This is a genomic window from Devosia sp. 67-54, from assembly GCF_001899075.1.
GTDB lineage: Bacteria > Pseudomonadota > Alphaproteobacteria > Rhizobiales > Devosiaceae > Devosia_A.
The window spans coordinates 219,044-242,038 of record NZ_MKVA01000009.1 but is presented as its reverse complement, the minus strand read 5'-3'; the positions used below and the strand labels follow the sequence as shown (position 1 = coordinate 242,038).

General features: G+C 67.4%; 19 protein-coding genes and 2 pseudogenes. 17 read left to right on the top strand and 4 right to left on the bottom strand.

What is annotated here, in order from left to right; genetic code table 11:
- Positions 1 to 3 precede the first annotated feature (3 nt).
- The 8 genes and pseudogenes from BGO82_RS16335 to BGO82_RS16300 all read left to right on the top strand — a co-directional run.
- Positions 4 to 2,043, top strand: a complete 2,040-nt coding sequence (locus BGO82_RS16335; RefSeq protein WP_291306678.1) for a hydantoinase/oxoprolinase family protein — start codon at positions 4 to 6, stop codon at positions 2,041 to 2,043.
- Positions 2,036 to 3,682 carry a hydantoinase B/oxoprolinase family protein gene (locus tag BGO82_RS16330; protein WP_291306677.1) on the top strand — a complete coding sequence of 549 codons (1,647 nt, stop codon included), beginning with the start codon at positions 2,036 to 2,038 and terminating at the stop codon, positions 3,680 to 3,682. Before BGO82_RS16335 ends, BGO82_RS16330 begins: the two co-directional genes overlap by 8 nt.
- Positions 3,679 to 4,497: a rhodanese-like domain-containing protein gene (locus tag BGO82_RS16325; RefSeq protein WP_291306676.1), complete on the top strand. Its 819-nt coding sequence runs from the start codon at positions 3,679 to 3,681 to the stop codon at positions 4,495 to 4,497. The genes BGO82_RS16330 and BGO82_RS16325 overlap by 4 nt, the downstream gene beginning before the upstream one ends.
- 5 nt (positions 4,498 to 4,502) lie before the next feature.
- Positions 4,503 to 5,681 (top strand): amidohydrolase, encoded by a 1,179-nt coding sequence (locus BGO82_RS16320; RefSeq protein ID WP_291306675.1) that lies wholly within the window; start codon positions 4,503 to 4,505, stop codon positions 5,679 to 5,681.
- 43 nt (positions 5,682 to 5,724) lie between these two features.
- Positions 5,725 to 6,621 carry a DUF1684 domain-containing protein gene (locus BGO82_RS16315; RefSeq protein WP_291306674.1) on the top strand — a complete coding sequence of 299 codons (897 nt, stop codon included), beginning with the start codon at positions 5,725 to 5,727 and terminating at the stop codon, positions 6,619 to 6,621.
- An 80-nt stretch (positions 6,622 to 6,701) separates the two neighbouring features.
- Positions 6,702 to 7,652, top strand: coding sequence for a thioredoxin-disulfide reductase (trxB, locus tag BGO82_RS16310; protein ID WP_291306673.1), 951 nt, complete (start codon positions 6,702 to 6,704; stop codon positions 7,650 to 7,652).
- A gap of 136 nt (positions 7,653 to 7,788) precedes the next feature.
- The gene (locus BGO82_RS16305; RefSeq protein WP_291306672.1) at positions 7,789 to 8,598 is read left to right on the top strand and encodes an IclR family transcriptional regulator; all 810 of its coding nucleotides are present in this window, start codon (positions 7,789 to 7,791) and stop codon (positions 8,596 to 8,598) included.
- A 17-nt stretch (positions 8,599 to 8,615) separates the two neighbouring features.
- Positions 8,616 to 8,766 (top strand): annotated as a pseudogene (locus BGO82_RS16300) (IS481 family transposase); the annotation flags it as partial.
- 118 nt (positions 8,767 to 8,884) lie between these two features.
- Here the strand turns inward: BGO82_RS16300 and BGO82_RS21075 are convergent.
- The 3 genes and pseudogenes from BGO82_RS21075 to BGO82_RS16290 form a co-directional block, all read right to left on the bottom strand.
- Positions 8,885 to 8,965 (bottom strand): annotated as a pseudogene (locus tag BGO82_RS21075) (hypothetical protein); the annotation flags it as partial.
- Positions 8,938 to 9,441 (bottom strand): AroM family protein, encoded by a 504-nt coding sequence (locus tag BGO82_RS16295; protein ID WP_291306671.1) that lies wholly within the window; start codon positions 9,439 to 9,441, stop codon positions 8,938 to 8,940. The pseudogene BGO82_RS21075 and the gene BGO82_RS16295, both read right to left, overlap by 28 nt.
- Positions 9,442 to 10,463: 1,022 nt before the next feature.
- Positions 10,464 to 11,267: a phosphatidylinositol-specific phospholipase C/glycerophosphodiester phosphodiesterase family protein gene (locus BGO82_RS16290; RefSeq protein WP_291306670.1), complete on the bottom strand. Its 804-nt coding sequence runs from the start codon at positions 11,265 to 11,267 to the stop codon at positions 10,464 to 10,466.
- A 107-nt stretch (positions 11,268 to 11,374) separates the two neighbouring features.
- Here BGO82_RS16290 and BGO82_RS16285 point away from each other — a divergent pair, with 107 nt between their 5' ends.
- The 8 genes from BGO82_RS16285 (at position 11,375) to BGO82_RS16250 (ending at position 20,424) form a co-directional block, all read left to right on the top strand.
- The gene (locus tag BGO82_RS16285; RefSeq protein ID WP_291306669.1) at positions 11,375 to 12,895 is read left to right on the top strand and encodes a sulfatase; all 1,521 of its coding nucleotides are present in this window, start codon (positions 11,375 to 11,377) and stop codon (positions 12,893 to 12,895) included.
- A 249-nt stretch (positions 12,896 to 13,144) separates the two neighbouring features.
- The gene (locus BGO82_RS16280) at positions 13,145 to 14,494 is read left to right on the top strand and encodes an extracellular solute-binding protein (protein ID WP_291306668.1); all 1,350 of its coding nucleotides are present in this window, start codon (positions 13,145 to 13,147) and stop codon (positions 14,492 to 14,494) included.
- A gap of 187 nt (positions 14,495 to 14,681) precedes the next feature.
- On the top strand, positions 14,682 to 15,932 hold the full coding sequence (locus BGO82_RS16275; protein WP_366246969.1) for a sugar ABC transporter permease: 1,251 nt from the start codon (positions 14,682 to 14,684) through the stop codon (positions 15,930 to 15,932).
- 2 nt (positions 15,933 to 15,934) lie between these two features.
- The gene (locus BGO82_RS16270) at positions 15,935 to 16,777 is read left to right on the top strand and encodes a carbohydrate ABC transporter permease (protein ID WP_291306666.1); all 843 of its coding nucleotides are present in this window, start codon (positions 15,935 to 15,937) and stop codon (positions 16,775 to 16,777) included.
- Entirely contained in the window at positions 16,777 to 17,832 is a 1,056-nt protein-coding gene (locus tag BGO82_RS16265) for an ABC transporter ATP-binding protein (RefSeq protein ID WP_291306665.1), read from the top strand. The genes BGO82_RS16270 and BGO82_RS16265 overlap by 1 nt, the downstream gene beginning before the upstream one ends.
- A 23-nt stretch (positions 17,833 to 17,855) precedes the next feature.
- Positions 17,856 to 18,596 (top strand): glycerophosphodiester phosphodiesterase, encoded by a 741-nt coding sequence (locus BGO82_RS16260; RefSeq protein ID WP_291306762.1) that lies wholly within the window; start codon positions 17,856 to 17,858, stop codon positions 18,594 to 18,596.
- A complete protein-coding gene (locus tag BGO82_RS16255; RefSeq protein ID WP_291306664.1) occupies positions 18,593 to 19,597 on the top strand; it encodes a LacI family DNA-binding transcriptional regulator in 1,005 nt (334 codons plus the stop codon). The genes BGO82_RS16260 and BGO82_RS16255 overlap by 4 nt, the downstream gene beginning before the upstream one ends.
- A gap of 59 nt (positions 19,598 to 19,656) precedes the next feature.
- The gene (locus BGO82_RS16250; protein ID WP_291306761.1) at positions 19,657 to 20,424 is read left to right on the top strand and encodes an inositol monophosphatase family protein; all 768 of its coding nucleotides are present in this window, start codon (positions 19,657 to 19,659) and stop codon (positions 20,422 to 20,424) included.
- Positions 20,425 to 20,523: 99 nt separating this feature from the next.
- Here the strand turns inward: BGO82_RS16250 and BGO82_RS16245 are convergent, their stop codons facing one another.
- Positions 20,524 to 21,447 carry a LysR family transcriptional regulator gene (locus BGO82_RS16245; protein ID WP_291306663.1) on the bottom strand — a complete coding sequence of 308 codons (924 nt, stop codon included), beginning with the start codon at positions 21,445 to 21,447 and terminating at the stop codon, positions 20,524 to 20,526.
- A gap of 258 nt (positions 21,448 to 21,705) precedes the next feature.
- Between BGO82_RS16245 and BGO82_RS16240 the strand changes: the two genes are divergently transcribed.
- Entirely contained in the window at positions 21,706 to 22,992 is a 1,287-nt protein-coding gene (locus tag BGO82_RS16240) for a sugar ABC transporter substrate-binding protein (protein WP_291306662.1), read from the top strand.
- The last annotated feature ends 3 nt before the right edge of the window (positions 22,993 to 22,995 follow it).

The window sequence follows — 22,995 nt, the reverse complement described above, 5'->3', positions numbered from 1 at the left end:
GTCATGGCTTATCGCATTGGCTGCGACGTTGGCGGCACCTTCACCGATCTCTGCCTGTTCGAGGTGGAGACCGGCCGGTCCATCTTCGTGAAGACGCCCACCACCGTTGGCCATCAGGGTACCGCCGTGGTCGAGGCCACCAAACTTGCTCTCGGCTATGCCGGCATCATGCCGTCCGACCTGGTGGGCTTCGCGCACGGCACCACCGTCGCCACCAATGCCATCCTCGAGCGCAAGGGGGCCCGCACGGCGCTGCTCGTCACCAAAGGCTTCCGCGACCTGCTGATCATCGGTCGGCAGACCCGCGCGCATCTTTATGACCAGGCGGCGCGTCGGCCCGCGCCGCTGGTGCCGCGCAGCCTGGTCTTCGAGGTGAGCGAGCGCGTCGGCCCTGACGGGCAGGTGCGCGAGCCGCTCGACGAGGCTGGCATCCGCGACATTGCCGAGCAGATGCGCGCCGCCGGCGTCGAGACCGTCGCCGTCACGCTGCTGCACAGCTACGCCAACCCCGTGCACGAGCAGCGCATCGCCGCTCTGCTGGCCGGGCTGCTGCCCGATCTGCGCGTCTCGATTTCGAGCGAGGTCCTCGCCCAGCCCGGCGAGTTCGAGCGCGCCTCGACCACGGTGATGAACGCCTACCTGATGCCGCCGCTACGCGCCTATCTCAACGCCATCTCCAGCGACCTCAAGGCGTCCGGCGTCACCGCCGCGCCGGCCATCATGCAGTCGAGCGGCGGCGTCATGCCGATCGAGACCGCCGGCGGCGTCAAGGCTGTGCACACCTGCCTGTCCGGCCCCGCCGCCGGCATGATCGGCGCCCGCGGCTTCGCCGTCGCCGCCGGCTACGACAACGTCGTCACCATCGACATGGGCGGCACCAGCTTCGATGTCGGCCTCATCGAGAACGGCCAGATCCTCACCCGCTACGAAAGCGCCATCGAGGGCTTCCCGGTGCGCGTGCCGATGTTCGACATCGTCACCCTCGGCGCCGGCGGCGGCTCCATCGCCAGTGTCGATGTCGGCGGCCTGCTCAAGGTCGGCCCCGAGAGCGCTGGCGCCATGCCAGGCCCCGCCGCCTACGGCAAGGGCGGCACCCGTCCTACCGTCACCGACGCCAATGTCGTGCTCGGCCGCCTGCGCCACGGCCGCGCCCTCGGCGGCGGCATCGTGCTCGACCGCGAGCGCGCCGTCGCCGCCATCCGCGAGCACGTCGCCGACCCCGCTGGCATCTCCGTCGAGGAGGCTGCCATGGGCATCCTGCGCGTCGTCAACGCCGCCATGGTGCGCGGCATGCGCGGCGTCACCGTCGAGCGCGGCCTCGATCCCGCCGATTTCGCCGTCATGGCCTTCGGCGGCGCCGGCCCACTGCACGCCGTCGATCTGTGCGCCGAGCTCGACATCGAGACTGTCATCGTGCCGCCTTCGCCGGGCCTGCTCTGCGCCATCGGCCTGCTGCTCGCGCCCTGGCGCCACGACGAAACCGGCATGGTCGGCCGCGACGCCCGCGAGTTGCAGGGCGGCGACCTCGACGCGCAGATCGCCGCGCTCTCCGAACGCGTCCTCGCCCAGGCCGCGCTCGACGGCGTCGTCGCCGACGCCGTGACGCTGTCCACCGCGCTCGGCATGCGCTATCGCGGCCAGGGCCACGAAATCTTCGTGCCCTTCTCCTCCGACGGCACCCTCGCCGACGCGCTCGACCGTTTCCACCGCGCCCACCGGCAGAGTTTCGGCTACGACCGCCGCGACCAGCCGGTCGAGGTGCTGCTGCTGCGCATGCACGGCACCGCCCCGGCGCCCACCGACCGCCTGCCGCTGCCGCAGATCGAGCCGGGTGCCGACCCGGTGGTGGCGCGCGCCCGGCTGTGGGTCGATGCTCGCTTCGAGGACGTGCCGGTCTACGACCGCGCCCGCCTTGCCCCCAGCACCACCCTGCACGGCCCGCTGATCGTCGAGCAGCAGGACACCACGCTCATCGTCGGCCGCCAGTCGGTGACCGTCGACAGCCTCGGCAGCCTCATCATCCGGATGCAAGACCATGCGTAAAGACGCCATCCTTCCCGAGATCGCGCGCCACGGCCTGCAGGCCGTCGCCGAGGAGATGGGCGCCGCCCTGATCCGCACCGCCTATTCGGTGAACATCCGCGACCGCCGCGATTTCTCCTGCGGCGTGTTCGACCGCAAGGCCCGACTCATCGCCCAGGCCGAGCATATCCCGGTGCATCTGGGCCTGCTCGCTGGCGTCGTCGAGCGCGTCATCGCCGATCTCGGCGCCGATCTGCCGGCCAACGGCATGATTGTCACCAACAACCCCTGGCTCACCGGCTCGCACCTGCCCGACGTGGTGGTGATGGCCCCGGTCGACCACGAGGGCGTGCGCCTCGGCTACGTCGCCAACATGGCCCACCAGGTCGATCTCGGCGGTATTGCCCCGGGCAGTCTCGCGCTCGGCACCGTCGATGTCATGCAGGAAGGGCTGCGCGTGCCGCCCATGCCGCTGCTGCGCGACGGCGAGGTCGACGGCGCCGCGCTGAAGCTGTTCCAGCTCGGCAGCCGCACCCCCGACGTCGTCGCCGGCGACCTGCTCGCCCAGGCTGCGGCCAATGCCACCGGCGCCCGCCGCCTCGCCGATCTGGTGCGCCGCATCGGCCACGAGGCCTTCGAGGGCGCCGTCGAGGCGCTGCTGGAGAACACCGCCCTGCGGCTCGGCCAGCGTTTCGAGGCGCTCGAGGGCAAGTCCGCCGAATTCGCCGACGTGCTCGAGCTGCGCCAGGGCGATGCCGATGTCGACCTGCCCATCCGCGTCCGCCTGTCGGTCAGCAACGGCCAGCTGCTCGCCGATTTCGCCGGCACCGCCCCGCAGGTGCGTGCCCCGGTCAACGCGCCGCGCTTCCTCACCGCCAGCTGCGTGCTCTACGCCGTCAAGACCATGCTCGATCCGGCGCTGCCCTCCAATGCCGGCCTCATGCGCAAGATCACCGTCGACACCCCGCCGGCCAGCATCGTCGACGCCCAGGCCCCGGTGCCGGTGGCGCTGTGCACCTCGATCACCAGCCAGCGCATCTGCGACGCGCTGCTCGGCGCCTTCAACAAGCTGCTGCCCGACGGCCAGGTGGCCGCCTCGACCGGCAGCATGAACGCGCTCATCGTCGGCGGCCTCAATCCGGCTCTGGGCCAAGCCTATTCCTACGTCGAGACCTATGGCGGCGGGCAGGGAGCCATGGCCGGCCACGACGGCGCCGACGGCGTGCACTGCCACATGACCAACACCGCCAATTCGCCGGTCGAGTTCATCGAGCGCGAATATCCGATGACGGTGCTGCATTACGGCCTCGTCGCCAGCAGCGGCGGCGACGGCGAGTTCCGTGGCGGCCACGGCCTGTCACGCGGCATCCGCCTCGATGCCGACGCCACCGTCACCGTGCATCTCGACCGCACCCGCCACCGCCCGTGGGGCGTCAATGGCGGCGGCGAGGCGCAGGGCTCGCGCGTCGTGGTCGAGGATGCCGCCGGCCGCCGCGAACTGCCCGGCAAATCCACCACCGATCTGCCGCGCGGCACCGTGCTCGTCGTCGAAACCGCCGGCGGCGGCGGCTGGGGTTCGCCGGTGCGCCGCCGTCCGGCCGCCCGCGACGACGATGTCCGCAACCAGCTCCAGCCTTTCATGTCGGCGGCGGCCGAATGAGCCGCCTGCTGCAGGCCGCCGAAGCCATCGCGCGCGCTGGCGACGAGGGGGTCCTCTTCGTCGACGTGCGCGGCCACGAGGCCTTCCGGGCCGGCACCATCCCCGGCGCGGTGCAGCTAAACGTGTACGATTATTTCATCCCGCACAGCGACGCGGCCGGCTTCGCCGATCTTGAGGCGGCCGTCGCCGCCGCCTTTGCCGCAAGCGGCATCGATGCCGCCCGCACCGTGGTCTTCTTCGAAGAGCACACCGGCATGGCCTCGCCCCGCGGCCTGTGGTTCCACGAGCTTGCCGGCCGCACCGGCGGCCATGTGCTCGATGGCGGCATCGCCGCCTGGCGCGCTGCCGGCGGGCTGGTCGTGCCAGGCACCGGACCAGCCCATGCCGTCGCCTCTCGTACCGGCCTGCCGCCGGTCGCCCCCATGCGGCGCGAGCTTCTCGCTGCCGTGACCGATGTTCTGCATCCCGGCGCCAAAGTCGATATTTTCGACGTGCGCCGCGCCACCGAATTCTCCGGCAGCTTCGCCCATGCCTGCTGCAGCCGCGCCGGCCGCATTCCCGGCGCCAAATTCCTGTTCTACGAGGATCTGCTCAGCGCTGGCCGCTACAAGCCAGCCGGCGAAATGGCCCGGCTGTTCGCCGCCGCCGGCCTGTCGCCGCGCCGCACCGTCATCACCTACTGCCATCGTGGCGCCCGCGCCGCCACGGCCTATGTCGCCCTGCGCGAAGCCGGCTATGATGACGTCCGCATTTTCGTCGGCTCGTGGCACGAATGGGCGGCCCGCCCCGACCTGCCGCTGCTGACCGGAGCATAGTCCAGATGCCGGCAATCGAGCGCATCGCCGCGTGGCTTCCGGAGCTGACCGCCATCCGCCGTCACCTGCACGCCCATCCCGAGCTCGGCTTCGAGGAGCACGAGACCGCCGCGCTGGTCGCCCAGCGGCTGGGCGGCTGGGGCATCGAGGTTCACACCGGCATAGGCGGCACCGGCGTCGTCGGCATCCTGCGCTCCGGCCGGCCCGGCCGCACCATCGGCCTGCGCGGCGATATGGACGCGCTGCCCATGCACGAGGAAACCGGGCTGGACTACGCCTCGGTGCATCCCGGCCGCTTCCATGGCTGCGGTCACGACAGCCACGTCGCCATGCTGCTTGGCGCCGCCCGCTATCTCGCCGAAACCCGCAATTTCGACGGCACCGTGCATCTGATCTTCCAGCCGGCCGAGGAGGGCCTAGGCGGCGCCCGCGCCATGATCGCAGATGGCCTGTTCGCGCGTTTTCCCTGCGACGAGATTTACGCCCTGCACAATTCGCCGCTCGATCCGCCCGACCGGGTCGGCCTGCTGCCCGGCCTGTCGCATGCCGGGGCGGATTTCTTCGACATCACCCTCGCCGGCAAAGGCGGCCACGCCGCCATCGCCCATCTGGCGCGCGACCCAATCCCCGCCGCCGCCGCCCTGGTGCAGGCGTTGCAGACCGTCGTCAGCCGCGACGCCCACGCCGGCCATGCGCTAGTGCTCACCGTCACCCGCCTCGAAGCCGGCGCCGCCTATAACATCATTCCGGAAACGGCCCTGCTGTCTGGCACCGTGCGCTATCTTGACGATGCCGACCGAGATCTGGCGCGCGCCCGCATCGCCTCGCTCGCCGACGGCGTGGCGCAGGCCTTCGGCATGGCGGCGGAGGTCAGGCAGTGGAACGTCTTCGACGTGCTCTACAACGATCCGGCGCTGACCGAGAGCGCCGCCGCCGTCTGCCGCGGCATCGTCGGCGCCGACAATGTCTATTTCCGCGACGGCCCGTTCATGGGCAGCGAGGATTTCGCCGATATGCTGAAGCGGGTGCCCGGGTCCTTCATCATCGTCGGCCATGCCGGCGATGTGCCGGTCCACAACCCCCGCTTCGTGCTCGACGACGCCATCCTGCCGGTCGGCGCCAGCATCCTCGCCCGCCTCGCCGAAACGCGCAGCGTGCTACCTCCGGCGGCGCGCGCATCGTAACCCCCGAGGGGCAATCGTCCATCCGCAACGAGAGACAAAGGCAATGGCACTTTCGCAGGACTACATCGCGGACTGGCAGAAATGGCATGATGCGCGCGTCGCCGAGCTGAAGCGCCCCTATGGCCTGCTGTCCGTCGTCAGCCAGGACTGGTTGACCGAGGGCGAGCCCCTCACCTCCGAATTCGTGCCCGGCCAGTGGCTGCTCGACAAGGGCGAGATCTACTACCATCCCGATCCGGAGCGCACGGCCAGGGGCGAGCTGCTCACCGTCGACGGCAAGCCGGCAACCGGCCCGGTCCACATCCCGCACGGCTACAACCGCAATTCCGGCACCGGCTCGTCGGTCCCGGTGTTCTTCACCGACCTCGAGGTCGAGACCATCACGCGCCTCAACGCCCGCGGCGAGGTGATCTACGCTGTCCGCGTCCGCGATCCGAAAGAGGCGGCGCGCAAGCAGTTCGACGACATCGAGACCTTTCCCCTCAGCGAGGACTGGATCCTGCCGGCTAGATTCACTCCCGCCGAGATCACCCTCCATTCCGTCCCCACGGTCGAAGGTGGTCTCTACGAGGCCAGCTACACCATCGGCACGCTCGACATCGTCATCGACGGCCGGCCCTTCCACCTCGAGGTCAGCGGTCATCGCGCCGGCAGCGCCAGCACCGGCTATTTCCGCGATCTCAACTACGTCCATATCGGCGACCTGACCAGCAGCAGGGAAACCTATGGTGGCGGCCGGCTCGTCGGCTACGATTCCGACGAGGCGCTCGAAAGCATCACGCAGATCGATTTCAACCGCGCCGTCTCCTTCCCCTGCGCCTTCTCGACCTTCATCGCCTGTCCGTCGACGCCGCCGAGCAACCGGCTGCCCTTCCGCGTCACCGCCGGCGAGTTCAAGCCGCCGATCCCGCACGCGCGCATCCCCACCTACAAGGGCTAGCCGTCCGCCGCCCTTGGCCTGCTGCGCGCCTCCTGTCTGGCCGGCGCGTCGGCTGCACCATCGCCTCAGGAACGTCGCACATGTCGGCACGCCACACGCCCGTCCTCGTCATCGGCTCCGGTCCGGCCGGCTACACCGCGGCCATCTACGCCGCCCGCGCGCTGCTGCACCCGGTGCTAATCGAGGGGTCGCAGCCGGGCGGCCAGCTCACCATCACCACCGATGTCGAGAATTATCCGGGCTTCGCAGCGCAGGTGCAGGGGCCCTGGCTGATGGACCAGATGCGCGCGCAGGCCGTCCAGTGCGGCGCCGCCGTCGTGCAGGACCGCGTCGTCGAGGTCGATCTGAGCCGGCGTCCGTTCCGCGCCACGCTCGAGTCGGGCGGCGTCTGTACCGCCGACGCGCTCATCGTCGCCACCGGCGCGCAGGCGCGCTGGCTTGGCCTGCCCGATGAGGGGACCTATCGCGGCGCCGGCGTTTCGGCCTGCGCCACCTGCGACGGCTTCTTCTATCGCGGTCAGGATGTCGTGGTGGTCGGGGGCGGCAACACCGCCGTCGAAGAGGCCCTCTATCTCTCCAACATCGCCCGCAGCGTCACGCTGGTGCATCGCCGCGACCGGCTGCGCGCCGAGCGCGTCATGCAAGAGCGGCTCGCCGCCCGGCCCAATGTCGCCATCCTCTACGGCCAGGTCGTCGAGGGCCTGATTGGCGAGACCCGGCCCGCGCCGCTGCCGCCGGCGGTAGCCGGTGTCAGGCTGCGCGACCTCGCCACCGGCGCGCTGCGCGAGCTCGCCGCCACCGGCCTCTTCGTCGCCATCGGCCACGCCCCCGCCGTCGAGCTCTTCGTCGGCAAGCTCCGCCAGAAGCCCAACGGCTATCTGTGGACCGCCCCGGACTCGACCGCCACCGACGTCCCCGGCGTCTTCGCCGCCGGCGATGTCGCCGACGACGTCTTCCGCCAGGCCGTCACCGCCGCCGGCATGGGCTGCATGGCCGCCCTCGAGGCCGAACGCTTCCTCGCCGCAAGCTGAGACAACCGCGGGCCAAGCGCGGGACCATGCCGAGATAGAGGCGGGAATAACCGGGTCATTCTTGGCCAACATGTTGCAAATTACGCAACAATGTTGTTTCCAAGGGAGAACCACACCCCTTCGAGGACCCTCATAGATGAGCCAGGCTGCGGCTTCAGCTTCCGCTCCCGTCGCCGGGGCCAAACGGTCCCGCACTCCTGACGTCGCGTCGGTGAGCCACGCGATCGCTATCCTCAATGCCATTGGCTCTTCTCGCGAGTCACTCGGCGTCAACGAGATCGGTCGTCGCGTCGGCCTGCACAAGAGCACGGTGTCGCGCCTCCTGGCGACGCTGGAGCGGCATGGCTTCGTCGAACGCCTCGGTTCCGATGGCCGGTTTGCGCTCGGGTTCGAGCTCGTGGCTCTCGCCGGACCACTGATCGCCGATCTCGACGTGGTCAAGGTCGGCCGGCCCACGCTCGTCCAGCTCGCGGCCGAGACCGGGGAGACCGTTTACATGGCCGTTTGGAACGGCCGTGACACTATCATGATGGAGCAGGCCATGGGCGAGCACGGCATGGCGCAATATGTGCGCCCCGGCACGGCCATGCCCGCCCACGCTTCCGCGGCCGGGAAGGTATTTCTCGTCTTCGTGCCGGGTGCGTTGCACGCCGCACTGTCGGCGCCGCTCCCGCGCTACACGCAGTTCACCAAGCTCGGCAGCGACCTCGAGGAAGAGCTCAACAGCATCCGCCAGCGCGGCTACGCCCTCAATGATCAGGAATACGAAATCGGCTCCTGCGGCCTTGCTGTGCCCATCCGCGACGTGCGCGGCACCGTGGTCGGCGCGCTCACCGTCGCCGTGCCGAAATACCGCTTTGACGCCGCGCGACAACAGCAACTCGCCGCCATGACCATGAGCCGCGCCGAAGAGCTGGGCCGCCGTCTCGGTTATGTCGTGCGATAGACGAATGGGAACGGCTCGGTGAACTGCTCCATCTCGACATCAAGTGCCTGGGGCGCTTGGAGCGCATCGGCCACCGGATCAGTAGGATCGCACCGGCCAGTCCAGGAGCCGGGGTATTGGGTGGGACCATCCGCACGTCGCTATGATGATGCCAGCCGCCCAGCCTATAGAGGTCCTGCCCAGCCTGGGCCGCGAGGATGCCACGGCTGCTTGGTAATAACAGCTGGAGGAGCTGCTTTAGCACGGCCATGACCGTGTTGAAGGCAAGCAGCGTCGGGACCCGCACGATCGGCTGGATGCGCGACCTGATCTCGTCGGCATAGCCGAGACAGTCCATGATCACGAAGTCGGGCTGCAACGCCGCCATCTCGGCGCCGGCGGAATCGATCTCGAGTGGCGTCGTGCCTGGCAGCAGCGGCACGCCCCCACCTCGCGGCCCGGCGCTTGCCAGCGCGCGATGAAGTGCTCGCGCTGCTCGGGTATCGGCATGAACATGCCGAGCCGCCCGGCGGCGAAAACGGCATTCACCACCTGCGTCATCACCGTCGACGGCAGCACGAACAGGCCGGTGGTCGATACGTTCGGCAAGTCGCCGGCGCAGAACAGCATGCTCACCTTGACGCCGTTTTCGCCGAACGTAGCAATGACATCCTCGGCGTGCGTCTCCACGATCCGCTTGCTGACCTTGCGGCCGGCCGCCTCCGCCCTTGGGCCGCGCTTCTCGAGCGGCACGAAAGCGATCGGCGTGTTGGCATCGTCGCGTAGTGCGGTGGCCGCGAGTTCTTCCGGCGTCGATCCATCGAGCGCGCCGCGCCGCTCGCGGCTCGAAACGACGCGCGTCACGAGGTCCCGGCCGGTCAGGCCTCGTATCCCTGCGCTCCTTCGTGAACCCCGAGCAATTTGCGGGCGTCCTGCAATTGCCAGTGCGAGCCGCAGATGGGGGACGGCCCAGTGCGATTGTCACGTAATCCCCTTCAGGCGGTACAAAAAGGAGGCGTCAGGGTGTCGGGGGACGACCTTCGCCGAGGGTTCTGTCGAGGCCTCACGGCAGGTAACCCGGGGTGACGGTGTGCCGCACGAGTGTAGCACAAGCACATTGATCCGCAGCCGAATCCCCCGGATTTGCTAGGGTTTCCCGGCCGACGGAAATTGGGCGCGGGTCCTAGCGCCCCAGCCAGCCGCAAGTGGGTCACCGTCGAGTCGTTGGAATCCTGGATCTGTGGTCGCGTGCTCCGGCTGCGGCATGTGTGACACAGGACTGGAGCGCACGATGTGGACATGCGCTGCGGGCGATCCCAATCTTTTCGGTGAAGCGCCGCACCACAGGGGACAGTGCATCCCCTCAAGTGAGACGCTCGTGATGTTTGGCGGTCGGTAGCTGACTTATTGCGACGCAAGACATAATGACCGGCGAGTTGACCAGTCCGAAAAAGTGTTGGTCCAGTGCCAAGAGTCTAGAGCGTGCGGGTGCCCGATGATTTGTGACAAGGTCACGTGTCCGAGGTCGCCTAGTGAGTGTGCGGTCTCAGGATTTGCGGGCGGTAGAGGCGGATCGTGGGAGCGCATCCCTCCTCCGCTACCAGGGCAAACAGGCGCCTTGGGCCCCGTCCGGGACTGGTTCATCGCGGGGAGACGCTGCATGGGCTGTCGCAACGGCACGACGTTTTCCTGCAACCTCATTCGCATCTGGGTCCGCAAGAATCAGCAGGGCGCGTTCCCGGGCCAGGGCCTAGGGCGGATCCGTGCCATATGGCACCGTCGCCTACCTGCGTCTGGCCGACAGGCGGCACCCCTGCCGGAGGGCCGTATCTCGACGACGGGTTTCCCGTCGCGCACGATAGAACGGTACTCCAGACACCATGGTCTCAGCTTTTGGGTCCCAGCGTCCGACGGAAGGCGGCGAAGCCGGGGAGGTCGTCGGTGTTGATGAAATCGACGCCCGACAGGGCGAGCAGGCGCCATAGCCGGTCGCGATCGGGGCCGGGCGCGTCGGGCGTGTTCCAGAAGCGCAGCTTGTAGCCTGCCGCATGGGCCCTGGTGACGATATCCCGGAGGTGCGCCGCCTCGGCCGGCGGCATCTCGCCGGCGCCGGTCCAGCTGAAGATCTTGGTCCAGTTGTCGGAAACGAGTGGCATGAGATCTGCCGGCAGACCGCTGTCCAGATCGTTCATGCGGCCGTCGTAGAAGGCGAGCCGGCGCGGCTCCGCCTGCATCGTGGCCAAAGGCCGGTTGCCTGAGACGATGGCTGTCACCAGTCCGGGCACTAATTTTCCGGCCTCAAACCGGGTCAGCATGCCGGCATAGGGGGCGAGCGCCTGCTCGAGCGCGGCATAGGTCGATTCGCCCTCCGTCTTGATGTCGATCAGGAGGATCAGCGGCTGCAGCGTCTCCGCGGCGGCCTTCGCCGCGAGCGGATCGAGATAGAGGCTTTGCAGCGTCCGTCCGGGCCGCAGGGCGGCATAAGAGTGCCCGATCCGCAATTGTCCGGCATCCAGCCAGATATCTGCTTCGACGCTCGTGAACCCGGCGGCGAGCGCGTCGACCAGCGGCCGGGCGTGCTCGTAGTCATTGTGCGCGTGTCCCTCGGGGCGGAGGTCGGCGGCACCGGTCGCGGCGGCGCCAGTGAGGAACAGGAGGGCGGCGGCAAGAGCGCGGAGGAGCTGCATCATGGCCGCGAACCTAGACTAGGCGCCGCGACGCGTCGACCTGGGCATCGGTGCGGTTTTGACGGCGCCACGCGATTCTGCCTATCTGGACGAGCCAAGCGGGGGGAAGGATGCGCGCGATCCTGGTGCTGTTCGATTCGCTCAACCGGCTGGCGCTGGGCGCCTATGGCGGCCACATCGGCACGCCGAATTTCGACCGCTTCGCCCGCCGCGCGGTGACATTCGACACCCACTATGTCGGCAGCCTGCCCTGCATGCCGGCCCGCCGGGATCTGCATACCGGCCGCCTCAATTTCACGCATCGGTCCTGGGGACCACTGGAGCCGTTCGACAATTCTTTCCCGGAACTGCTCAAGGAGCATGGCGTCCATTCCCATCTCGTCACCGATCACTCGCATTATTTCGAGGAGGGCGGCATCACCTATCACCAGCGATATGCGAGCTGGGACTTCATCCGCGGTCAGGAGAACGATCCGTGGAAGGCGATGGTGCAGCCGCCGCTGGAGCGGTTTCGCGCGCTCTACGATGGCCGGCACTACAAATTCGGCACCGAGATCGACGCCTCCTCGCGCATGCGCCTGCAGCACGCGATCAACAAGGAATATATGAACGACGAGGCGGACTTCCCCACCGCCCGCTGCTTCGCCTCGGGCTTGGAGTTTCTCGAGGCCAATCACGCGGCGGACAATTGGTTCCTGCAGCTCGAATGCTTCGATCCGCACGAGCCGTTCGACGCGCCCGCCCGCTTCAAGGCCGCGCGCGAGACCGGCTGGACCGGCGGCATCCTCGACTGGCCGTTCTATGAGCACGTCACCGACAGCCCGGAGGAGATCGCCGAGATCCGCGCCAACTACGCCGCCCTGGTCAGCATGTGCGACGCCTATTTCGGCCGGCTGCTCGATTTCATGGATGCGCACGGCATGTGGGAGGATACTGCCCTCATCCTCACCACCGATCACGGCTATTTGCTCGCCGAGCACGATTGGTGGGGCAAGAACCTCGAGCCCTACTACGAGGAGATCTCGCACATCCCGCTGCTGCTGCATCACCCCGCGCATGCCGGCCGCGCCGGCGCGCGCGTCGGCGGCCTGACGCAGACCCATGATCTCATGCCGACCCTGCTCGAGATTTTCGGCGTGCCGGTGCCGCCCGAGGTCCGGGGGACGTCGATCCTCGACCGGCTGCGTGCGGAGGAGGGCGGCCGCGCGGTCGCGATCTTCGGCATGTTCGGCGGCCCGGTCGGCGCCACCGACGGCCGCTATGCCTATTATCTCTACCCCGAGGACCTCTACGCGCCGGGCCTATGTGAATATACCCTCATGCCCACCCATATCCGCTCGATGATGTCCGCCGCCGAGCTGCAGACGGCCGAGCTCGTGCGGGACTTCTCCTTCACCAAGCAGATGCCGGTGCTGCGCATCGACGCGCTGCGCGATGCCCGCCGCATCCCCAATGTCGACGGCCGCGTGTTCGAGAATTGCGGCACGCAGCTCTTCGATCTTGTGGCCGATCCGCGCCAGCTCAGCCCGTTCCGCGATGCTGTGATCGAAGCGCGGCTTCGCGCCGGCATCGTCGCCGAGTTGCGCGCACACGAAGCGCCGCCCGAGCTCTACGCACGCTACGGGCTCTGAGCGCGCCGTCGCCGGAGTCACAAAAAGGCTTTGACCGCGCGCGGAAAGGCTGCCAGTGTACACGTGTGCAACGGGGTGACGACAAACCGCCCCGGCCGACAGGAAGGCGCAAATTGTCACGGGCCCGCAATACGCGGCCGGTACACAGCGGCTACAGCTGGGACAGTCAGCGCGAGGGGTCGGGAGCGTGTCCGCAGTCGCTCGCGCCCGAGGAGGACCAGCCGCAAGGCTCACAGGGAGAATACCGAGATGACCTTTTCTTCGAAATTGCTGCGCGCAACTGCCTTGGCGTCGCTGATGCTGGCGGCAGCCGTCGCGGGCGCGCAGGCCCGGGATGTGAACATCAGCGTGTGGGCCGGCGGCACCGGCCCGAACGATACCTACCGCGTCGACGCCATCGAAATCGCCGCCGATCTGCTGCAGCGGCAGGCGGCCATTGCCGGCGACGATCTCAAGATCACCGTCACCAAGAAGGTCTACAACGGCTGGGACGATTTCAAGCCGGCTGTGACCCTTGCCGCGCAAGCCGGTAATTCACCCAACATCATCGTCACCGGCCATGAGGACATCGCCCCGTGGGCGCAGGCCGGCCTGATCGTGCCGATCGAGAACTATGTCGATCTCGACTCCTGGCCGCTTTCGGACGTCTATCCCAACCTCATGGAGATCGCCTCCTATGGCGGCGTCGTCTACGGCATCCCGCAGGACGCCGAGTCGCGGCCATTCTTCTTCTGGAAGCCGCATATGAAGGCGATCGGCTATTCCGACGACGACATCGCGGCGCTGCCCGAGAGAGTGCAGAAGGGCGAGTATACGCTCAAGAACGTGCTCGAAGACGCCAAGAAGATGCAGGACAAAGGGCTGGTCCAGCCCGGCTACGGCTTCTATCCGCGCGCCTCGAACGGCCCCGATTTCTGGATGTTCTACACCTCGATGGGCGGCACGATGGAGGAGAATGGCAAGCTCGTCTTCGACAAGGCGGCGATGCAGCGGGTCTATCAGTTCTTCGCCGACGCAGTGTCGACCGGCGTCACCAAGAAGAACCATATCGGCCTGCCGGGCGACCAGTGGTGGCATGAGGTCTCGACCGGCCAGGCGGGCATCTGGGATGCCGGCACCTGGCATTATGCCCGCATGGTCAATCAGGAGGGGCTGACCGACTTCTTCGGCAACATCCTGTTCACGCTGGCGCCGGCGGGCGACGGCGGCAAGGCCAATACGCTGACTCACCCGCTGGTCTATGTGCTGGGCGCCGGCCACACCGACGAGGACGCCCAGATCGCCGCGCAGCTCGTCGCTATTGCTACCGAGCCGCGCATCAACGCGCTGCACGCGATCAAGTCGTCGCATCTGGGCGTCGATCAGTCGGAAGGCAAGATCCCGTTCTATGCGGCCGACCGCTGGGCGTCCGAGGCGACCTCGGCGCTGCTGCCCTACGCCAATGCGATGCCCAACAATGCTGATTTCGGCAAATATTGGGACATCATGTGGAAGAACCTCGAAGCGTCCTGGACTGGCACCAAGACGCCCGAGCAGGCAGCCAACGATGCCGAGTCCGACCTGAAGTCGACGCTCGGCGACGCAATCGTCATCCGCTAGCCATGAGCGCTGGACGGCGGCATCGGCCGCCGTCCAGGCGTCGTCCCGATCGGTCATGACAGTCACACCTACATCCCCCGCTGACGCCGGCGCCGGCGTCGTCCAGCCGGCGCTGGGCAGCCGCACCCGCCGGCTGCTCTACGGCTCGCGCACGCTCGCCTGGCTGCTGCTGCTGCCGGGCCTGGTGATGGTCGTGCTGTTCTTTCTCGCGCCGGTGGTGCTGACGGCGGCCTTCTCGTTCACCAATATGAGCACCGCCACGGGCGTTTCGGGCGGCGTCTACCAGGTCGCGCCGAGTTCGATCTCGCGCCTCAAGACGGCGCTGCCGGACCTTGCCGACGAGCTGTCGCAGCCGCGCTATGTCATCGATCAGGCCGGGCTCGACGCGCTCGGCCAGACCAGCGTGCCCAAGCCGCTGCTCGACGAACTGGCCGCCAAGCATATGGGCGAGGTGTTCGACAATCGCCGCGACGCCGAACGCATGATCAAGACCCTTGGTGGCAGGCCCAGCACCGCTGTGGTCAAGCAGATTTCCGAGGCGTTCAATCGCTCGATCGTCAATGCCCGCTTCTCGAGCAAGACCGCGCTGTTCGAGGCGATCGACGGCCTCGGCATCAAGGCGACGCCTGAGCAGAAGGAGACGATCGCCGACAACACCTGGACCGGATGGGTGTGGACCACGGGAAATTTCGAGCGGATGTTCGCGTCCAAGGACGCACTGCGCACCATGCTCAATACGGTGTTCTACGTCGCCATGGTGCTGATCATCTTCAATACTGCCTATGCGATGTTCCTCGCCATCGCGACGCACTACATGCCGGACCGGACGTCGGGCTTCTTCCGTTCGCTGTGGCTGCTGCCGCGCATCACGCCGCCGGTGATCTACGTGCTGATGTGGAAATGGGTGGCCTGGGACAACGGCTTTCTGTCGATGCTGCTTGCTCCATTCGGCGTGGCGCCCCGCAACTGGCTTCTTGACACCGGCACCAATGCCTGGGTGTTCGTCATCCTCATCAACGGCGTGGTCGGCGCCTCGATGGGCATGCTGGTCTTCGCCTCGGCGCTCAAGGCCATCCCGCAGAGCCAGTTCTGGGCCAGCGAGGTCGACGGCGCGAGCCGCTGGCAGCAGATCGTGCACATCCTGTTGCCGCAGCTGCGCTGGCCGATCCTGTTCATCACCTGCTACCAGACGCTGTCGCTGCTCGCCTCGTACGACTACATCCTGCTCGCCACCAATGGCGGGCCGGGCGGCTCGACGGAAGTGTGGTCGCTGGCGGCCTATCACACCGCGCTCTTCAACTATGCGGGCAATCTCGACTATGGGTACGGCGCGGCGATGGCTTTGGTCCTCGTGATCATCGGCATCACGCTGGCGCTCCTCTATCTGCGCGTCTTCAACTACCGCGCGCTGGTCTCGCGGCCGATCATCGAGCATTGAAGATGGCCGCTTCCTCCGCTCCCTCCGCCAATTTCCGCACCTGGCCGATCGTCCTGCTGCTGACGCTGCTCTCGCTGCCGCTGGTGGTGATGTACATCTACCTGTTCGTGGACACGGTGACCGATTCCTCGACCGGCTCACTGATCCCCGACACGTTCACGCTCAGCCACTGGGATTTCCTCTGGCACACCAAGGTGGGCAAGCCGTCGGTCTGGGTGGTGCTGGTCAATACTCTGCTGTTCGCGACCTCGACGACCACCGTGGTGCTGCTCATCTCCTCGATGGTGGGGTACGCGCTGTCGCGGCTCAACGTGCCGGGCCGCAGCGTGCTGCTGGCGGGCGTCATGGTCATGCACGCCTTTCCGTCAGTCACGCTGCTCATCGCCATCTTCGTCGTGCTGCAGATGGTGGGGCTCTACAATACGCTGATCGGCGTGATCCTGGTCAAGGCAGCGCTCGATCTGCCGCTCGGCATCTGGTTGATGAAGGGATTCTACGACACCGTTCCGTGGGAAATCGAAATGGCGGGGATCACCGACGGCGCCTCGCGCTTCACCGTCTGGCGCCGTCTTGTGCTGCCCCAGGTGTTTCCGGCGCTCGCCGCGCTCGGGCTGTTCGCGTTCCTGTCGGGCTGGAGCGAGTTCATCCTGCCCCGCGTGTTGGCGCCGGGCAACAATGTGCAGGTATTCTCGGTCTATCTTGCCTCGCTGATCGCAGACGACAACAATTTCGATCTCAGCATGTTCAAGGCGGTCGGCGTGTTCTACGCGATCCCCGTGATCGTCCTGTTCGTGCTGTTCCAGCGGCACCTGATGAACATCTATGGCGGAGGCACCAAAGGCTGATGCGCATCCTGCTCGATCATTTCAGCAAGAGCTTCGGGGCCGTGAAGGTCATCGAAGACATGAATCTCGAGATCCGCGACGGCGAGATGCTGGCGCTGCTCGGCCCGTCGGGCTGCGGCAAGTCGACGACGCTGTTCTCGATCTGCGGCATCCATCGCGTCTCAGGCGGCCGCATCCTGTTCGGCGACAACGACGTCACCAATGTGCCGAGCCAGCTGCGCAATGTCGGCGTGGTGTTCCAGTCCTATGCACTCTACCCGCATATGACGGTACGGCAGAACATCGCCTTTCCGCTGCAGGTCAAGGGCTTGGCGGCGGCTGACATCAAGCAGCAGGTCAGTGCGATCGCCGCGCTCGTCCATATCGAGGAATTGCTCGAGCGTCGGCCGGCCCAGTTGTCGGGCGGCCAGCAGCAGCGCGTGGCGCTCGCCCGCGCCCTCATCCGCAAACCCGACGTGCTGCTGCTCGACGAGCCGCTTGCCAATCTCGATGCCAAGCTGCGCCTCGAAATGCGCTCCGAAATCCGGCGGCTGCAGCTCGAGACCGGCATCACCGCCATCCTCGTCACCCACGACCAGGTCGAGGCGATGAGCATGTGTGACCGCATCGCGATCATGAACGCCGGCGAGATCATCCAGATCGCGACCCCCAGCGAAATGTACCACGACCCGCGCACCGAATTCGTCGCGGGGTTCCTCGGCAATCCGCCGATCGCGTTCCTCAAGGGCACTGCGCAGGATGGCGCGGTGCTGCTCGACAAGAGCGACATCCGCATCCCGCTGCCGGGCAGGGGGCGACCGGCCGGCGCCGGCCGGGTGACGCTGGGCATTCGCCCCGAGGATTTCGGTCCGCAGGGCGATGTGCAGATCCCCGGTACCATCGTCTTCGTCGAGACGCAGGGCCGCGAAAACCTCTACGATGTGCGGCTGGCCGATGGCGGTATGTTGCGCTCGATCCAGCCGGTGCGCGGTGATCTCAAGGTCGGCGACGCCGTGACCTGGGCCGCTGCCGGCGACAAGATCATGGTCTTTGGCGAAGATGGGAGTCGCCTGTGAAGGCGCACGATTTCTCGCCTTTCATCGCCCGCTTCGGCTGGCCGGCGCGGAAAGCGGAATTTCCGTTCTGCATCGGGCATCGCGGTGCCAGCGGCCATGCGACCGAGAACACGCTGGCGTCGTTTGCGCTCGCCGCCGAGCTCGGGGCGGAGATGTGGGAGCTGGATACGCAGCTGACCCGCGACGGCGTCGTCGTGGTCAGTCACGACGATCATCTGCAGCGGGTCTTCGGCGTCGATCGCCGCATCTCGCAAATGACGCTGGCCGAGCTGCGCGCGCTCGTTCCCGCGGTCCCGACTTTCGCCGAGGTGGCCGAGCTCGGCCGGCGGCTGGGCTGCGGGCTCTATGTCGAGCTGAAGGCGCCCGGCAGCGGTATGCTGTGCTGGCGCGAGCTCGAGGCGCACCAGCAGGCCTTCGCTAGCTTCGGCTCGTTCGATCCGGCGCAGGTCCGCGAGCTTCGTGACGCCGGCTGCGGCTATCCGCTGTCGGTGCTGGTCCGCGTTGGCGACGACCCGTTCCAGCTCGGCGAGCTGGCCGGCGCGGACGTGCTGCATCTCTGCTGGGAGCGGGCCGGAACGCGCCCGCAGGATCTGGTCACGCCCGCCCTGATCGAGCGGGCCTTCGCGCAGGGCCGGGAACTGGTGCTGTGGCACGAGGAGCGCCCGGAAATCCTCGCCGATCTGGCGCGGCTGCCGGTGCTCGGCATCTGCACCGACCTGCCCGACCTGATGCGGCCCGGTCCTGCGCGGGAGGGCACGCCTTGAGCGAAACCGAGACGCGCCGGCGCCGGGTCACATCGTTCGATGTCGCCTCGCAGGCCGGGGTTTCGCGCGCCGCGGTGTCGCGCGCCTTCACGCCCGACGCCAGCATCTCGCCGGAGACGCGCGCCAAGGTCTACGATGCCGCCAAGCAGCTCGGCTATCGCGTCAATTTCCTGGCGCGCAGCCTGATCAACCAGCGCTCGGACCTGGTCGGCGTGGTGGCGGCCAGCTTCGACAACCCGTACCGCATCGTACAGGTCGAGCAGATCGCGCATGCCCTGCTGGAGCGGAACTATCGCCCCGTGCTGCTGCCGGTGAGCAAGTCGCAGGACACCAGCGAACTCGTGGGTCAGCTGCTGCAATATGCCGTGTCCGGAGTGATCATCACCTCCGATGCGCCGCCCTCCTCGCTGTGCGAGGAGTGCGCCGATCGGGGCGTGCCCATAGTGCTCATCAACAAGGGCGACGATATTCCCCTGGTCGACCGGGTGGTCAGCGACGACAAGGCGGCGGGCCAGCTGGCGGCAGCGCATTTTGCCGAAGCCGGGGTCCGGCGGCCGCTGGTGATGGCCGGCACGGAGGTGTCGTACACGGTCCGCCGCCGCACCGACGCGTTCCTCACCCGCTGTCGCGCGCTGGGGCTGCCGTCGGAACTGATCCCGGTCCCCGCCAATGACTACCAGGCGGGCTTCGAGCAAGCGGGGCAGCTGTTCGAGCTCGGTTGCGACGGCGTCTTCTGCGCCAACGACTATCTCGCCTGCGGCGTTGTGGACCGGCTCAACCGCGACCGGGCGCATCGGCGCCTGCCGCGCATCCGGGTCATCGGCCACGACGACATTCCGCAGGCGGCCTGGGGCGCCTATCAGCTCACCACCATTCGCCAGCATTGCGACGTCCAGGCCATGCAGGCGATCGAGCTCCTGATGAGCCGGATGGACAATCCGCGCCGGGCCACGCAGGTCGAGTTCACCCCGGTGAGCCTCGTGCGGCGGAGGTCGGCGTGACGCTGCTTGCTGTATCCGGGCTCGACCTCGCGGCCCGCGTCCGCCTCGCTGAACAGGTCGTGCGGCAGGTTGGCCGCGAGGCGTTGGCGTTTCGCGAGCGCATGGGGCCGCTCGGGCTGAACGTCGAAAGCAAGGGCCTGCAGGATTTCGTGACCGTCGCCGACCGGCAGGCGGAGGAGACGATCCGCCAAGCAATTGCCGCGGCCTTCCCCGACGATTGTTTTATCGGCGAGGAGAGCGGCGGCAGCTCGGCCCGCGGCGGCGTCTGGGTCGTCGATCCGATCGACGGCACGACCAACTATATCCGCGGCTTTCGTCACTGGGGCGTGTCGGTCGCCTTCGTCGTGGCCGGCGAGGTCGAGCTCGGCGCGATCTACGATGCGGCGCAGGATAAGGTCTATTCGGCGGCGCGCGGGCAGGGCGCCAGCAAGGACGGCGTTCCAATCCATGTCTCGACCGGCAGCGATCCCTCGCGGGCCATCGCCATTCTCGGCCATTCGCGACGGACCGATTTCGACACCTATGTCGAGGTCGCCCGGCAGCTCTATGCCCTCGGCACCGACTATCGACGCATGGGCGCGGCCGCCATTGGCCTGGTGCGGGTCGCCGACGGCATCGGCGATCTCTATTACGAGCGCCATCTGTTCGGTTGGGACATGCTGGCGGGTGCCCTTATCGCCGCCGAAGCAGGCGCGCGGGTGTATCTGCCGCCGACAGATGTGGCCATCGCCCGGGGCGGGCCCATTCTCGTCGTCGCGCCCGGTCTCGATGCGTCCTACGGGTTTTTGCGCGAGAAGGTCGTCAACGAACTCCGCGCGACGCGCTAGGGGGCTGAGGAAACGCGCGGAAGTGCTACCCGCGACGCAGGGCGGCGAGATATCACTCCGGATGACGCTTCCTGCCGCCATAGGCCCCGTCGGCTGCCCTCATCTGTCTTCAAGAGGCGAAGTCTCAATGGATGGTGGCCAGGACGGCAGATCCAGGTGTGATGCGCGGGTGCGGGCGCGGCGCAGGAATTCGCGTACCAGCGGCTTTTGCAGCGCGCGCTCGGTGTAGATGGCGCCCGATTCCTGTGGGCGCGGCGCATCGTCGAGTTCGAGATGCACGACGCCGGACTGCCGGAACAGATCGACGAAGCCGCTCGAGGCCGCCATGATCAGCGGCGAGCCCTGGATCAGCATCAGCGCGTGCATCACGTTCTCGACGCGGACGGCGAAATCGCGCGGATGGCCGCCGATACGGCCGGGCCCCGCGTCGTCATCATAGCCGGGACTGATCCAGCGCTGCGCCAGCAGCGTTTCGAGATCGGGCGCGGTGCCGGCGAGCGGATGGCGCGCGTCGCAATAGACATAGGTCGCCTGCCGCATCATCGGCTCGAATTCGGGATGCAGCACCGCCTGGTATTTGTGCGAGAGCCGGCCGAAGACGATGTCGTAGATGCCGTTGCGAAGGCCCTCGAAGCGCGTGCCGTCGTCGGTGATGGTGGTGTGGACCACGACATCGGGGTGCGCCTGGACGAAATCGTTGATCACCTCAGGCAGGATCACCAGGCCCCACAGGTCGCCCGTGGCGAGGCGGAGCGAGGCCTTGGCGCGGCCCTGCAGATGCTCGATCTCCTCGCGCGCCTCATCAAGGGCGGGCAGGATGCGCACCGCCCGGCTGTAGAGAGCCGAGCCGGCCGGGCTCAGCACCACGCCGTTGCCGGTGCGGGTGAACAGCGGCGCGCCGTAGCTGTCCTCGAGCTGGCGGATGGCGCGAGACAGCGCCGGCTGCGAAATGTTCAGCGATTTGGCGGCACGCGAGATCGACTGCCGGTTGGCCACCTCGACGAACTGGCGCAGCTCGCGCAATGCCTCACCTATGCGTAAAGTGAATAACCTATTGGATGTTTGCATTTGACGCCTTCCGCCGTCAATGCACTGGATGGGCGCAGATATGGCGCGAGTTGAGCTGAATTTCTGCTTGCCTGGCGCGTATCCGGCGGCAACGACCGCCCGATATCATGTCGATGATATGCGAGTTATGCATAGAGCAGCAAATGCGGGCGCTCGCGACCCTATCGGCACAAACAGCAAAACGACGGGCTCAAGCTCTTTGGAGGATCGACCATGAAACTGTTCCGCGCCTGGCACGGGCTGGCGCTGGCCTCGACCGTGATCACCACACTCGCCCTTGCCGGCGCCGCTTCGGCGCAGGACAAGGTGCAACTGACCTTCCGCCAGTTCGATCCGCCTACCGAGATCGGCGGACTGGTCACCGCGGTGGACGCCTGGAACGCCAGCCACCCGAACATCCAGGTGAAGCTAGAAACCATGGGCGGTGGCGATACGCTGGCGCAGCTCGCGCGCGAGGTGCCGGCCGGCGCCGGTCCCGACGTGCAGCAAATGGCCTTCGTGTGGACGCGCGACCTGGCGCGCTCCAAGCTGGTGCTCGATCTCGACCCGTTGATCGCCGCGGATCCGCCCGGCGCCGGCATCGGCGATTTCCTCGCCACCGACCTCGCTACGCTCGACGGCAAGATCTACGGCCTGCCCTGGTCGGCCGACACCTTCTCGATGGCCTATCGCCCGGACCTGCTCGCGGCAGCCGGCATCAAGAGCTTCCCCGACAGCTGGGACGACCTCGCCACCGCCTCCAAGGCGCTGACCGACACCGCCAAGGGCCAGTACGGCTTCTGCTTCCCCGCCGGCAGCGCGCCCGACGGCGGCATGTGGATCCTTGCCAACTATTATCTGTGGAGCAACGGCAAGACGCTGCTCGAGGAGACCAGCCCCGGCGTGTGGAAATTGGGGGTGACCGCCGCCGACATCGCCGGCGCGATGACCTATTTCAACGCTTACTTCGCCAACGGGCTGACGCCCGACAGCCTGATCACGGTCAATTCCTGGGGCGACCCGGAACTGGTCGGTGGCCTCGGGCGCGGCGACTGCGCCATCACCTTCTTCCCGCCGCAGACCTTCCGCGCGGCGCAGGGCCAGTCGGAGCAGCCGCTGCTGACGGCGCCGATCCCGAAGGGCTCGGTGAAGCGCATCTCGCATCTGGGCGGGCGCGCGCTCGGCATCAACGCCAACACCAAGCATCCCAAGGAAGCCTGGGAGTTTGTGCGCTATCTGGTCGGGCCCGAGACGTTCAAGACCTACAACCAGTACCCGGCGCAGAAATCGCTGTTGGCAAGCCTCAACTTCCCGGCCGCCGAGCAGGGCTATGTCGATATGCTGCCGCTGGCGCAGACCTTCGAGCGCTATATCTCGTCGCCGTTGCAGGTCTCGACCATGACCGCGCTGATCAACCGTGAGTTCGGTGCCGTCTATTCCGGGCAGCGCTCGCCCGACGAGGCCGCCGCCAACGTCATCAAGGAGCTCGAAGACGGCCTCAAGGCGGCCGCCAAGGGCTGAGGA

What these genes read in the sequence shown, in the direction of transcription:
- BGO82_RS16335 (WP_291306678.1), top strand. Translation starts at nt 4, where the DNA reads ATGGCTTATCGCATTGGCTGCGACGTTGGCGGCACCTTCACCGATCTC.
- BGO82_RS16330 (WP_291306677.1), top strand. Translation starts at nt 2,036, where the DNA reads ATGCGTAAAGACGCCATCCTTCCCGAGATCGCGCGCCACGGCCTGCAG.
- BGO82_RS16325 (WP_291306676.1), top strand. Translation starts at nt 3,679, where the DNA reads ATGAGCCGCCTGCTGCAGGCCGCCGAAGCCATCGCGCGCGCTGGCGAC.
- BGO82_RS16320 (WP_291306675.1), top strand. Translation starts at nt 4,503, where the DNA reads ATGCCGGCAATCGAGCGCATCGCCGCGTGGCTTCCGGAGCTGACCGCC.
- BGO82_RS16315 (WP_291306674.1), top strand. Translation starts at nt 5,725, where the DNA reads ATGGCACTTTCGCAGGACTACATCGCGGACTGGCAGAAATGGCATGAT.
- trxB (WP_291306673.1), top strand. Translation starts at nt 6,702, where the DNA reads ATGTCGGCACGCCACACGCCCGTCCTCGTCATCGGCTCCGGTCCGGCC.
- BGO82_RS16305 (WP_291306672.1), top strand. Translation starts at nt 7,789, where the DNA reads ATGAGCCAGGCTGCGGCTTCAGCTTCCGCTCCCGTCGCCGGGGCCAAA.
- BGO82_RS16290 (WP_291306670.1), bottom strand. Translation starts at nt 11,267, where the DNA reads ATGATGCAGCTCCTCCGCGCTCTTGCCGCCGCCCTCCTGTTCCTCACT.
- BGO82_RS16285 (WP_291306669.1), top strand. Translation starts at nt 11,375, where the DNA reads ATGCGCGCGATCCTGGTGCTGTTCGATTCGCTCAACCGGCTGGCGCTG.
- BGO82_RS16280 (WP_291306668.1), top strand. Translation starts at nt 13,145, where the DNA reads ATGACCTTTTCTTCGAAATTGCTGCGCGCAACTGCCTTGGCGTCGCTG.
- BGO82_RS16275 (WP_366246969.1), top strand. Translation starts at nt 14,682, where the DNA reads ATGGTCGTGCTGTTCTTTCTCGCGCCGGTGGTGCTGACGGCGGCCTTC.
- BGO82_RS16270 (WP_291306666.1), top strand. Translation starts at nt 15,935, where the DNA reads ATGGCCGCTTCCTCCGCTCCCTCCGCCAATTTCCGCACCTGGCCGATC.
- BGO82_RS16265 (WP_291306665.1), top strand. Translation starts at nt 16,777, where the DNA reads ATGCGCATCCTGCTCGATCATTTCAGCAAGAGCTTCGGGGCCGTGAAG.
- BGO82_RS16240 (WP_291306662.1), top strand. Translation starts at nt 21,706, where the DNA reads ATGAAACTGTTCCGCGCCTGGCACGGGCTGGCGCTGGCCTCGACCGTG.